The 11,656-nt window shown below is 74.3% G+C and carries 8 protein-coding genes; 6 read left to right on the top strand and 2 right to left on the bottom strand.

Annotated elements, in window-relative coordinates; all coding sequences use genetic code 11:
* The first annotated feature begins 131 nt into the window (after positions 1-131).
* Together ACH47X_RS26280 and ACH47X_RS26275 are read left to right on the top strand one after the other, a co-directional pair.
* Complete coding sequence (locus ACH47X_RS26280) at positions 132-2,753, top strand: FtsX-like permease family protein (protein WP_397408306.1); 2,622 nt, start codon at positions 132-134, stop codon at positions 2,751-2,753.
* 102 nt (positions 2,754-2,855) lie between these two features.
* Positions 2,856-5,468, top strand: coding sequence for an FtsX-like permease family protein (locus ACH47X_RS26275; RefSeq protein ID WP_397408304.1), 2,613 nt, complete (start codon positions 2,856-2,858; stop codon positions 5,466-5,468).
* Positions 5,469-5,493: 25 nt separating this feature from the next.
* On the opposite strand, the gene ACH47X_RS26270 is transcribed toward ACH47X_RS26275, so the two are convergent.
* On the bottom strand, positions 5,494-6,189 hold the full coding sequence (locus tag ACH47X_RS26270) for a response regulator (RefSeq protein ID WP_397408302.1): 696 nt from the start codon (positions 6,187-6,189) through the stop codon (positions 5,494-5,496).
* A complete protein-coding gene (locus ACH47X_RS26265) occupies positions 6,182-7,621 on the bottom strand; it encodes a sensor histidine kinase (protein ID WP_397408300.1) in 1,440 nt (479 codons plus the stop codon). Before ACH47X_RS26265 ends, ACH47X_RS26270 begins: the two co-directional genes overlap by 8 nt.
* A gap of 153 nt (positions 7,622-7,774) precedes the next feature.
* Here ACH47X_RS26265 and ACH47X_RS26260 point away from each other — a divergent pair, with 153 nt between their 5' ends.
* From ACH47X_RS26260 to purE, 4 genes are read left to right on the top strand one after another with little or no spacing between them, the layout of a single operon-like run.
* Entirely contained in the window at positions 7,775-8,458 is a 684-nt protein-coding gene (locus ACH47X_RS26260) for a response regulator transcription factor (RefSeq protein WP_026366105.1), read from the top strand.
* A gap of 4 nt (positions 8,459-8,462) precedes the next feature.
* Entirely contained in the window at positions 8,463-9,818 is a 1,356-nt protein-coding gene (locus ACH47X_RS26255; RefSeq protein WP_377252217.1) for a sensor histidine kinase, read from the top strand.
* Positions 9,819-9,829: 11 nt separating this feature from the next.
* Positions 9,830-11,116, top strand: coding sequence for a 5-(carboxyamino)imidazole ribonucleotide synthase (locus tag ACH47X_RS26250; RefSeq protein ID WP_397408298.1), 1,287 nt, complete (start codon positions 9,830-9,832; stop codon positions 11,114-11,116).
* Complete coding sequence (gene purE / locus ACH47X_RS26245; protein ID WP_397408296.1) at positions 11,113-11,622, top strand: 5-(carboxyamino)imidazole ribonucleotide mutase; 510 nt, start codon at positions 11,113-11,115, stop codon at positions 11,620-11,622. The genes ACH47X_RS26250 and purE overlap by 4 nt, the downstream gene beginning before the upstream one ends.
* Positions 11,623-11,656: the final 34 nt, after the last annotated feature.

The following is an 11,656-nucleotide window of genomic DNA, read 5'->3' as shown; positions in this document are numbered from 1 at the left end:
GATGGTCGGATCGCGGGGGACATCAGTGATCCGACGCCGGAGTCCGCGATGGCGGGGCTGGACGCGCTGCGCACCCTGGAGCCCGCCGTCACCACCGGAGCCATCGGCACGGTGTCCGGGACGGGTGCGTGATGTCCGCCTCCTTCCCCACCGCACGTCTCACCTGGGCGCAGATGCGGCGCAGCACCGGCCGGCTCGCCGCCGCGGGCGTCGCGATCGCCATCGGCACCGCGTTCGTCGCGGCCACGCTCCTGGTGGGCAACATCATCACGAGCACCACCTACGACCAGGTCTCCGCCCGGTACGCCGAGTCCGACCTCGTGGTGTCCGACGAAGCCACCACCCTGACGCAGGACGACGTCGAGGCCGTCCGGGCCACCGAGGGCGTCGCGGCGGCCGACGGGACCCTGAGCACCTATGTGGAGCTCAACCACGGCGGGAGGACGATCTACCAGTCGATCGTCCCGCAGGCCTCCGACCCGCGGCTCTCCCCGCTGGTCCTGACCGACGGGGCGTGGCCGGAAGGGACCGGCAGCATCGCCCTCCCGGCGGACGTCGCCGAGCGGCTCGGCCTCGGGGTGGGAGACACGGTCTCCTCCAGCCGCTGGGTGCTGGACGACGAGCCGACCGTCGCGGACGATGGCACCAGCTACTACGACGGCCGGGAGGTCAACGAGAAGCTGACCGTCTCGGGACTGGTCGACGATCCGAGGCAGGCCTTCGCACTCGCCGGCGGCATGGGCGTCGTCTCCCCGGAGGCCATGGACCAGTGGCTCGCCGACGACCGGGAACCCGGTCAGACGGAGGCCCTCCAGGAGATCGTCGTGGCGCTCGACCAGCCGGGTGACCCGACCGCGATCGAGGCGGTCCGGGACGCGCTCACGACGGCGGTCCCGGCGGCCACCGAGGTCATGACCACCCAGGAGTACGCCGAGGAGGTCGTGGCCGGGCTCACGGGCGGCCAGAACATCATCTTCCTGGTGTTCGTCCTGGGCTTCGCCGCCGTGTCGCTGGTCGTCGCGGGCCTCGTCATCGCCAACACCTTCCAGGTGCTCGTCGCGCAGCGCTCGCGCACCCTCGCCCTCCTCCGCGCCATCGGCGCGAACACCGGCCAGGTGTACCGCAGCGTCCTGCTCGAGGCGGCCATCCTCGGCGCGGTCGCCTCGGTGGCGGGCGTGCTCCTCGGCTCCCTGCTGGTGCAGGGGGGCCTGCTGCTGGTGCCGGCCTTCGACCTCGGTGTCCAGCTGCCCGCGACCATCACCGTGAGCGCGCCCGTCGTGCTCCTCCCGCTCGCCGTGGGTGTGCTCGTGACCCTCGCGGCCGCGCTCGCCCCGGCCCGTGCGGCCTCCCGCGTGGCCCCGCTCGCCGCCCTGCGGCCGGCCGACGCGCCGACGCTGCGCGGCGCGGGTGCCGGCCGGGCCCGGGCCGTCCTGGCCGGTCTCGCCACCTTCGGCGGACTCGCGGTCATGGCCGGTGGGGTCTACCTGGGGATGACCGACAAAGCAGACGTCGGCGTGCTGGCCGCCGTGGCCGGTGGCTGTGTGTCCCTGGTGGGCGTCGTCCTCGGTGCGGTCTTCTGGCTGCCCAAGGTCGCGGCACGCATCGGCCGCCTGCTCGGTCCGGCCGGCCCTGCCGCCCGGCTCGCGGCGGCCAACACGCAGCGCAACCCGCGTCGCACGGCGGCGACGGCGACCGCGCTGCTCATCGGCGTCACGCTCGTCTCCATGATGACCACTGGCGCCGCGAGCGCTCGGCTCGCCATGGACGAGGAGCTCGACGCGCAGTACCCCGTGGACCTCGAGGTCTCCGCGACGTCGTACGACGCCGAGGGGAACCTGGTCGCCCTGCCGGGCTCCGTGACCGACGCCGTGCGTGACGTCGGCGACCTGCGTGCCGTGGCCGAGGTGACCACGCTGACCGCGGCCGTCGGTGGTGACGTCGAGTCGTTCGTCCCGGTCACCGCTGCGGCACCCGAGGACCTGCGCGGGGTGCTGAGCACACCGGACGACGTCGCGTCGCTGGAGCGCGGCACGCTGCTCCTGCCCGACCGGGTCGCCGAGGACTACGGCCTGGAGGGGCGCGACACCGTCACGCTCACCGGGCCGGCGGGCGAGGTGACCCTGGACGTCGTCGGCACGGACCTGCGTACCTCCTCCGCCTACCTGACCCCGAACGACCTGGCCGGCTTCACCCGGGAGGTGAACGCGAACACCCTGTGGGGGAGCGTCGCCGAGGGCAGTGACCCGGCGGACGCCGTCGCCGCGGTGCAGGACGCCGTCTCGGTGACGGGAGAGGCCGTGGACGTGACCGGCGCGGCCGTCGAACGAGAGGCCTACCAGGAGGTGATCGACGTGATCCTGGGGATCGTGGTCGGCCTGCTCGCGGTGGCCGTGATCATCGCGCTCATCGGCGTGGCCAACACCCTCTCGTTGTCCGTCGTCGAACGCACCCGCGAGAACGCGATGCTCCGGGCGATCGGGCTCTCGACGGCGCAGCTGCGGGCCACGCTCGCCATCGAGGGCATGCTGATCGCCGGCGTCGGGGCGCTGCTCGGGATCCTGCTGGGACTCGTGTACGGCTGGGCAGGTGCCGCCTCGGCCCTGTCCGGCGTCGGCACGGTGCCGCTCGCGGTCCCGTGGGCCGAGATCGCCACCGTCCTCGGTGTGGCCCTGGTCGCCGGGCTGGTCGCCTCGGTGGTGCCCGCCCGGGCGGCCGTCCGCACCCACCCCGTGGCGGCGCTCGCCGCGGAGTAGCAGTCCCGGGGTGACCGGTCAGCACGCAGCAGCCGCAGCGACTCGAGGGAGAGATCTCGTGGACATACCTCTGTACGTCCCGGCGGACCGTTCGGCTGCCGCGTGCTGACCGTCAGTCCCACCGTGCTCCTCACCGTGGCCCAGATGCGCCGCGGCCTGGGCCGGCTGGCCGCGGCCGGCCTCGCCATCGTCATCAGCACCGCGTTCGTGGCCGCGACGCTGCAGGCGGGGACCATCATCACCCGCACAACGTACGACCAGGTGGCCGCGCAGTACGCGGGCGCGGACCTGGTGGTCTTCGACCGCGGGGGCACCATGACGCCCGGCGACGTCGACGCGGTGCGCGACGTCGCCGGGGTAGCGGCGGCCGACGGGTTCCAGGGCACCTACGCCCAGCTCGACCACGGCGGCCGGACGGTCTACCAGTCGCTGGTCGCCACGCCGTCGGACCAGCGGCTCACACCGCTGGTCCTGACCGTCGGCGCCTGGCCGGACGAGCCCGACCGCATCGCCCTGCCCGTCGACGTCGCCGAGCTCCTCGGCGTCGGCGTGGGCGACACGATCGCCTCTACGCGCTGCCTGCTGGGCGAGCACCCCGCCGTGGGCAAGCACGGGTCCGACTGCCACGGCGGTCAGGAGGCCGTCACGCGGCTCACCGTGTCCGGCCTGGTCACCGACCCCGTGGGTGCCTACGCGGCGGGCGGCGGCGTCGCCGTCGTCAGTCCTCGGGCGCTGCGGGAGCGGCTCGCGGACGGCGCCGGCCCGGCGGGGGCGGCCGGTATGCGCACGATCGTCGTCGCCCTGGACCGGCCCGGGTCCGCGGCCGCCGTGGCGGCTGCCCGCGACGACCTCGCCGCTGCCGTCCCGGCCGCCACCGGAGTCACCACCCCCGTCCAGTACGCGGAGGACGTGGTCTCGGCCATCTCGGACGGCCAGAACATCGTCTACCTCGTGTTCGTCCTGGCCCTGGCCGCGGTCTCCCTGGTGGTCGCGGGCCTGGTCATCGCGAACACCTTCCAGGTGCTGGTGGCGCAGCGTGCCCGCACCCTGGCGCTGCTGCGCTGCGTCGGCGCGGGCACCGGGCAGATCTACCGCAGCGTGCTGCTGGAGGCCGCCCTCCTGGGAGTGGCCGCCTCGGCCGCGGGCATCGTGCTCGGCACCCTGCTGGTGCAGGGCGGGCTCCTGGTCGCGCCCGCGTTCGACCTGGGTGTGGCACTCCCGCGGACCGTCCCCCTGAGTGCGCCCGTGCTCGTCGGGCCGCTCGGCGTCGGCCTGCTCGTCTCCCTGACCGCGGCGCTCGCCCCGGCACGGGCCGCGGCGCGCGTGGCACCGCTCGCCGCCCTGCGCCCCGCCGACGCACCCGGCACGCAGGGCACCGGTCGCGGCCGGGGCCTGTTCGCGACGCTCGCCACCGTGGGCGGCCTGGCCGTCCTGGCCGCCGGCGTGGCGCTCGGCACGTCCGGCAGCATCGACGTCGGGCTGTTCGCGGCGGTCCTCGGCGGCTCCGTGTCGCTGGTCGGGGTCATCGTCGGCTCGGTCTTCTGGCTGCCCCGCGTCGCGGCCGCGTTCGGCCGGCTCGTCGGGGCCGGGGGACCGGCCGCGCGCCTCGCGTCGGCCAATGCCCTGCGCAACCCCCGCCGCACGGCGGCGACGTCCACGGCCCTGCTCATCGGCGTCACCCTGGTCTCCATGATGACGACGGGCGCCGCCAGCGCCCGTGCCGCCCTGGACGACGAGCTGGACGCGCGCTTCCCCGTCGACCTCCAGGTCACCAGCACCATGCCCGACGAGAGCGGCGCACCCGCCCTCGTGCCCGCCGCGGTCACCGACGCCCTGGCCGACGTCGACGGCCTGCGCGCCGTGGTCCCGGTGACCAACCTGTCGGCCGAGCGGGCCGACGGCGGCCGCGCCGTCCAGGTCGCCGTCGTCGACCCCGCGGACCTGCGGGCCGTGGCCAACACCCCCGCCACGGCCGACCTCCTGCGGCCCGGCACCCTCGTCGTCCCCGAGCGCGCCGCGAAGCTGTACCGGCTGGATGGGCTCGACACCGTCGAGCTCACCGGCCCCGGCGGCGACCTGACCCTCCGCGTGGTGCACAGCGACACCCGGTCCGACCGGGCCTACCTCACGCCCCAGGACCTCGACGCCCTCGCCCCCGGCCTCGCGGCCGGCGAGCTCTGGGCCCAGGTCGACGACGACCACGACGCCGCCGACGTCGTGTCCGCCGTGCAGGAAGCGGTGTCCGGCACCGGCGAGACCGTCGGGATCACCGGGATCGTCGTCGAGCGCTCGGCCTACCAGCAGATCATCGACGTCATCCTCGGGATCGTCGTCGGGCTGCTCGCCGTGGCCGTGCTCATCGCGCTGATCGGCGTGGCCAACACCCTGTCGCTGTCCGTGATCGACCGCACCCGCGAGAACGCCATGCTGCGCGCCATCGGGCTCTCCCGCGGCCAGCTGCGCGCCACGCTCGCCGTCGAGGGCCTCGTGATAGCCGGCGTCGGCGCCGTGCTCGGCGTGCTGCTCGGCCTCCTGTACGGCTGGGCCGGCGCCACCACCGCCCTGTCCACCCTGGGCGAGGTGCCGCTCGTCGTCCCGTGGTCCGACGTCGTGGCCGTCCTCGGCGTCGCGCTCGTCGCCGGCCTCGTCGCCTCCGTGGTGCCGGCCCGGGCCGCCGTCCGGACCCGGCCGGTCGCGGCGCTCGCGGCGGACTGAGCCGGGCCGGCTACGAACCGGCCGGCTACGAGCCGGGCCGCACCAGGCCCGTCTCGTAGGCGGTCACCACCGCCTGCACGCGGTCGCGCGCGTCGAGCTTGGCCAGGATCCGTCCCACGTGCGTCTTCACCGTCGCCTCCGCGACGAACAGGTCCCCGGCGATCTCCGTGTTGGACCGCCCGCGCGCCATCAGCACCAGCACCTCGCGCTCGCGGCCCGTCAGGCCGGCCAGCGCCTCCTGCGGGCCTGCCGCCTCCTCCGGTGGCAGCGCCGTGACCAGGCGCTCCATCAGCCGCCGCGTGGACGACGGCGCGATCACCGCGTCGCCCTGGTGCACCGTGCGGATCGCGGTGAGCAGCTCCTCCGGCTGGGCGTCCTTGAGCAGGAACCCGCTGGCGCCGGCCCGGATCGCGTCCAGCACGTACTCGTCCAGGTCGAACGTCGTGAGCACGACGACGCGGGGGTCGCCCGCCGCGACGCCTCCGTCGCCCAGCAGCGCCCGGGTCGCGGTCAGGCCGTCCATGCCCGGCATGCGCACGTCCATCAGCACCACGTCGGACGCCGTGGTCGCGAGCAGGCGCAGCGCGTCCCGGCCGTCGTCGGCCTCGACCACCACCCGCAGGTCGGGCTGGGAGTCGATCACCATCCGCAGGCCCGCGCGGACCAGCGGCTGGTCGTCGACCAGGGCCACCCGTACGGGCGCGTCCAGGGCGTCAGTCATCGTTCTCCTCGGTCGTCGTGCTCGGTTCGGTGGTGGCCTGGCCCGGCTCAGCGGGCTCGATGGTCTCGGCGGCCGCGGGGCGTTCGGCGCGCGGGATCGGCACGACGAACCGGACCGAGAACCCGCCGCCCCGGCGCGGCCCTGCCGTGAGCGTCCCGCCGAACATCTCGGCGCGCTCCCGCATGCCCAGCAGGCCGTACCCGGCGGAGGGCTGCTCCGCGGGGTCGGCGGAGCCGGCGGCCGCCAGGCCGCGGCCGTCGTCGTCCACGCGCAGCTCCACCTCGTCCTCGCCCCAGCGCAGCAGCATGGTGACGGCGGGACGGGGGCCGGCGTGCTTGCGCACGTTGGTGAGCGCCTCCTGGCACACCCGGAACAGCGTGAGCCCGACGCCGGGCGGCAGCCGCCGCTCGACGCCCACCCGCGCCCAGGAGACCCGCAGGCCGTCGTCGCGGGCCTGGTCGACGAGATCTCCCAGGTTCGTGACGTCCGGCTGGGGGCGCAGGGGTGCCGCGCCGTCCGACGGGGACGGCGGCACGGTGCGGGCGCCCCCGGCGTCCGGGACCGCCGGGGCGCTCCCGCTGGTCGGGCGCGGGCGGGCGGGGGCGGGGCCGGCCGGGGCCACCAGGCCCAGCGGCGTCGCGCCCCGGTCCGGGCCCTCCCGCAGCACGCCCAGCAGGCGGCGCATGTCGGCCAGCGCGGCGCGGCCGGTCTCGGCGATGGTGCCGAGCGCGCGCTCGGCGGCGGCGGGGTTCGCGGCCGCGGCGTACCGGCCGCCGTCGGCCTGCGCGATGACCACGGACAGGGAGTGGGCCACGATGTCGTGCATCTCGCGCGCGATCCGCGACCGCTCGGCCGCGGTGGCGATCTGCGCCTGCTGGTCGCGCTCCACCTCGAGGCGTTCGGCGCGGTCGCGCATGGCCACGAGCATGGCGCGCCTGGACCTGCGGACCAGGCCGAAGGCGAACGAGCACGCGAGCAGGGTCGTGATCAGGACGATCACCGGGATGGAGTTGACCAGCGACGCCGTCTCGTCCTGGGCCGCCAGCACGACGCCGACGGTGACCGGGCCCACCACCGCCATGCCGCAGGCCATCAGGTAGGCCCAGCGCGGGCCGTAGACCGTCACGCAGTACATGGAGACCAGCACGGCGAAGTCGGCCGGGAGCACCGTGGGGACGCGGAGCACGATCACCTGCAGCATGCAGATCACGAAGACCGCGACGGTCGAGGCGACGGGGTGCGTGCGGGCCCAGGGGAGCGGTGCGAGGACGGCCGCGGAGACGAGCATGGTCTGGAGCGAGCCGTGCAGGGTGGGCGCGTAGACGTCGCCCGCGAGGACCACCGCGAACAGGCCCACGAGGACGGTCAGCGCGAGGTCCACCACGAACCGGTACCGCTCGGACCAACCCGCCCACCGTTCGTACCAACCCATGCAGGTCAGAGTAGGTGTAACCGTTGCGCCGGCGCGTCATACCGTGGTAGCACTTGCGCCATGGCGGTGTCAGCCGAAAGGATTCGGTACGAGCCCTGTCAAGAGGCCTGACCGGGTAGCGCCAGAGCGTCGGTTATGCCCTACGATGGCGAAATGACTCACGTACTCCTAGCCGAGGACGACCCGGCCATTGCCGAGCCGTTGGCACGAGCGCTCTCCCGTGAGGGATACGACGTCGTCGTGCAAGGAACCGGCAAAGGTGCGATCGAGAGCTCGACCGGTGCGGACATCGTAGTTCTGGACCTGGGCCTTCCCGACATGGACGGGCTCGACGTCGCGCGCGAGATCAGGGCCAACGGCCTCACCGTGCCCGTCCTGGTGCTGACCGCTCGCGCCGACGAGGTCGACCTCGTCGTGGGCCTCGACGCAGGTGCCGACGACTACGTCACCAAGCCCTTCCGCCTGGCCGAGCTGCTCGCCCGCGTGCGGGCGCTGCTGCGCCGCTCGCACGGCGAGACCGGCGAGGAGGAGGAGCTGCACGCGCAGGACGTCCGTGTCGACGTCTCGGCGCACCGCGCCTTCCAGGGCGACCGCGAGCTGCACCTGACCACCAAGGAGTTCGACCTGCTGCGCGTGCTCGTGCAGAACGCCGGCTCCGTCGTGGTCCGCGACACCCTGATGCGCGACGTGTGGGGCTCCGACCCGGTCGGTTCCACCAAGACGCTGGACATGCACGTGTCCTGGCTGCGCCGCAAGCTCGGTGACGACGCCAACGCCCCGCGCTACGTCTCCACCGTGCGTGGCCTCGGCTTCCGTTTCGAGATCGGGGCGAGCTAGCCAGATGCGCGCCCGCGTACTGCAGGCGACGATCGCCGCGGTTGCGGTCGCGGTCCTGCTCCTGGGCATCCCGCTCGCGATCTTCGGCGCCCGCTACATCTACGGCCAGGAAGTTCAGCGGGTCGAGACCCGGGCGCAGGACCTCCTGGCTTCGTCCGTCAACTCCTACGAGCGCAACCGCTCGGCCGCCGAGGCCGGGTTCGTCGACCAGTCGGTCGTTGACCGCGCCGTGCAGCCGCAGGGCAACGACATCGTCGCCTACGTGACGGTGAACCAGCCGAACGGCGAGCAGCTCGTCTCTGGCGAGCCCGTTGCCGGCGCCACCATCGACCGCGGGCTCACGTCCGAGGAACAGCCCGTCATGGGCGTGGTGGTGTCCGTATCGGCCTGGCCGGCGTACATCAAGGCGATCAACGTCGTCGTGCTCGTCGTGTTCGGCAGCGTGGGGGCGTTCGCCGCCGGCGCGGTCACGGCCGCGTGGCAGGCCAACCGGCTGGCGCAACCGTTCGTGTACCTCGCGGCGTCGGCGGAACAGCTCGGCGCGGGACAGGTGCGTCCACGACTGGACCCCTCCGGGGTGGAGGAGATCGACCTGGTGGCGGCCGAGCTGGCCCGCAGCTCGGACCGGCTCGCGGCGCGGCTCGCGGTGGAACGGCAGTTCACGTCCGACGCCTCGCACCAGCTCCGCACTCCGCTCACCGCGCTGACGATGCGCCTGGAGGAGATCACGCTCACCTCCAGCGAGCCCGACGTGCAGGAGGAGGCCCGGATCTCGCTCGAACAGGTGGAGCGCCTGGTCGGCGTGGTCGACGACCTGCTCGCCCGCTCGCGGCGCGCGCAGGGCGGCACCACGGAGTCCGTGGACGTCGCCGTCGTCTTCCTCCAGCAGGAGGAGGAGTGGCGCGAGTCCTTCGAGCGGGCCGGCCGGCACCTGAACGTCGAGGACTCGGGCGGAGCCCGGGTGCTGGCCACCCCCGGTGCCCTGGCCCAGGTGCTGTCCACCCTCCTGGAGAACTCGCTCAAGCACGGCGGCGGCACCACGACCCTCCGGATCCGCGAGGGGCAGCGCGGCGCCATGGCCGTCGAGGTCACGGACGAGGGCGAGGGCGTGCCCGAGGACATGCAGGGCAAGATCTTCGAGCGGGGCGTCACGTCCGGCGCGGGGACCGGCCTGGGCCTCGCCCTGGCGCGCGACCTCGTCGCCGCCGACGGCGGGAACCTGCAGCTCACCCAGCGCACGCCGCCGGTGTTCTCGGTGTTCCTCTCGGGCGTGCCGAAGACCCTCGACCCGCACCAGGTGCTGCCGGTGGGGTCGAAGATCTCCACCCTCGGTCAGAAGAAGGTGCGCGGCCGCCGGTAGGCTTCACCGACGTGAGCGCAACAGATTCCAGTCAGTCCGGCCCGCCCGTCGTCGCCGTCGTGGGCGGCGGGCAGCTCGCCCGCATGATGGCCCCAGCGGCCGGTGAGCTGGGTATCCGGCTCCGAGTCCTGGTGGAGGACCCGGCGTCGTCCGCGGCGCAGGTCGTCACCGACGCCCCGGTGGGCTTGGCGTCCGACGAGGCCGCGATCCGCGCCCTGATCGCCCCGGACGGCGACCGCGCCGCCGCCGTGCTCACGTTCGAGCACGAGCACGTGCCGAACACGCTGCTCACGGACCTGATCGAGCACGGCACGCCCGTGCGCCCCGGCCCGCACGCGCTGGTGCAGGCGCAGGACAAGATCGTGATGCGGCAGCGGCTGACCGAGCTCGGCGTGCCGTGCCCCCGGTGGGCCCCGCTGCCGGCGTCGTCCCCCGAGGAGGGGCGGGCCGCCCTGACGGCCTTCCTCGACGAGGTCGGCGGGAGCGCCGTGGTGAAGACCTCCCGCGGTGGTTACGACGGCAAGGGCGTGCGGGTGGTCACCTCCGCGGACGACGTCGCCGACTGGTTCGCCGCGGTGGCCGACGGCGGCCCGCAGCTCCTGGTCGAGGAGAAGGTGCCGTTCACCCGCGAGCTCGCGGCCCTGGTGGCCCGCCGTCCGTCGGGCGAGGTGCGGCCGTGGCCCGTCGTCGAGTCGATCCAGCGCGACGGCGTCTGCTCCGAGGTGATCGCTCCCGCACCGGGCCTGCCCGCCGAGCTGGACGCCCGGGCGCGCGAGATCGCGACCACGGTCGCCGAGGGTCTGGACGTGACCGGCGTGCTGGCCGTCGAGCTGTTCGAGGTCCCCGGGCCCGACGGGACGCCGACGGTGCTGATCAACGAGCTCGCCATGCGCCCCCACAACAGCGGGCACTGGACCATCGACGGCGCCGTGACCAGCCAGTTCGAGCAGCACCTTCGTGCCGTCCTGGACCTGCCGCTCGGCGCCGCCGAGCCGACGGCCACCTGGACCGTGATGGCGAACGTGCTGGGCTCCACGCTCGACGAGCTGACCGACGCGCTGCCGGACGTGCTCGCCGCGTTCCCCGAGGCGCGCGTCAACCTGTACGGCAAGGGCATCCGGCCGGGCCGCAAGCTGGGCCACGTGAACGTGAGCGGCGACGACCTGGCCGAGGTCCGGCGCCGGGCGGTCACGGCCGCGGCCCTGCTGCGCGGCGAGACGCCGTCGCGGGTCGAGCCCGTCCCGCGGGTCGAGCCCGTCGCGACCATGACCACCACCGAGGAAGGGGCGAACGCATGAGCAGCAACCCGCAGGTCGGCATCGTGATGGGGTCGGACTCCGACTGGCCCGTCATGCAGGCGGCTGCCGAGGCGCTGGACGAGCTCGGCGTGCCGGTCGAGGTCGACGTGGTCTCCGCGCACCGCATGCCCACCGAGATGATCGACTACGGCCGCCAGGCCGCGGACCGCGGGCTGCGCGTGATCATCGCGGGCGCGGGCGGTGCGGCGCACCTGCCCGGCATGCTGGCGTCGGTGACGCCGCTGCCCGTGATCGGGGTGCCGGTGCCGCTCAAGTACCTCGACGGCATGGACTCGCTGCTCTCGATCGTGCAGATGCCGGCCGGCGTGCCGGTAGCGACGGTGTCGATCGGCGGGGCGCGCAACGCGGGCCTGCTGGCGGCGCGCATCCTGGGCTCGGGGGCGGGCGACGAGGCGGCGGCGCTGCGGGAGCGCATGGTGGCGTTCCAGGCCGAGCTGAGCGCGGTGGCGCACGCCAAGGGTGAGAAGCTCCGCGCCCAGCTCTGACCCACCCCGGACATGTCAGACGCCCGAGTCCCTC

It is taken from the genome of Promicromonospora kroppenstedtii (genome assembly GCF_044389675.1).
Classification (GTDB): Bacteria; Actinomycetota; Actinomycetes; order Actinomycetales; family Cellulomonadaceae; genus Promicromonospora; species Promicromonospora kroppenstedtii.
Note: the sequence above shows the minus strand (reverse complement) of the source record. Positions and strands in the feature narration are given on the sequence as shown.

Bases quoted from the DNA above. Each gene is read 5' to 3' on its own strand.
- ACH47X_RS26280 (WP_397408306.1), top strand. From the start codon at position 132: ATGTCCGCCTCCTTCCCCACCGCACGTCTCACCTGGGCGCAGATGCGG.
- ACH47X_RS26270 (WP_397408302.1), bottom strand. From the start codon at position 6,189: ATGACTGACGCCCTGGACGCGCCCGTACGGGTGGCCCTGGTCGACGAC.
- ACH47X_RS26265 (WP_397408300.1), bottom strand. From the start codon at position 7,621: ATGGGTTGGTACGAACGGTGGGCGGGTTGGTCCGAGCGGTACCGGTTC.
- ACH47X_RS26260 (WP_026366105.1), top strand. From the start codon at position 7,775: ATGACTCACGTACTCCTAGCCGAGGACGACCCGGCCATTGCCGAGCCG.
- ACH47X_RS26255 (WP_377252217.1), top strand. From the start codon at position 8,463: ATGCGCGCCCGCGTACTGCAGGCGACGATCGCCGCGGTTGCGGTCGCG.
- purE (WP_397408296.1), top strand. From the start codon at position 11,113: ATGAGCAGCAACCCGCAGGTCGGCATCGTGATGGGGTCGGACTCCGAC.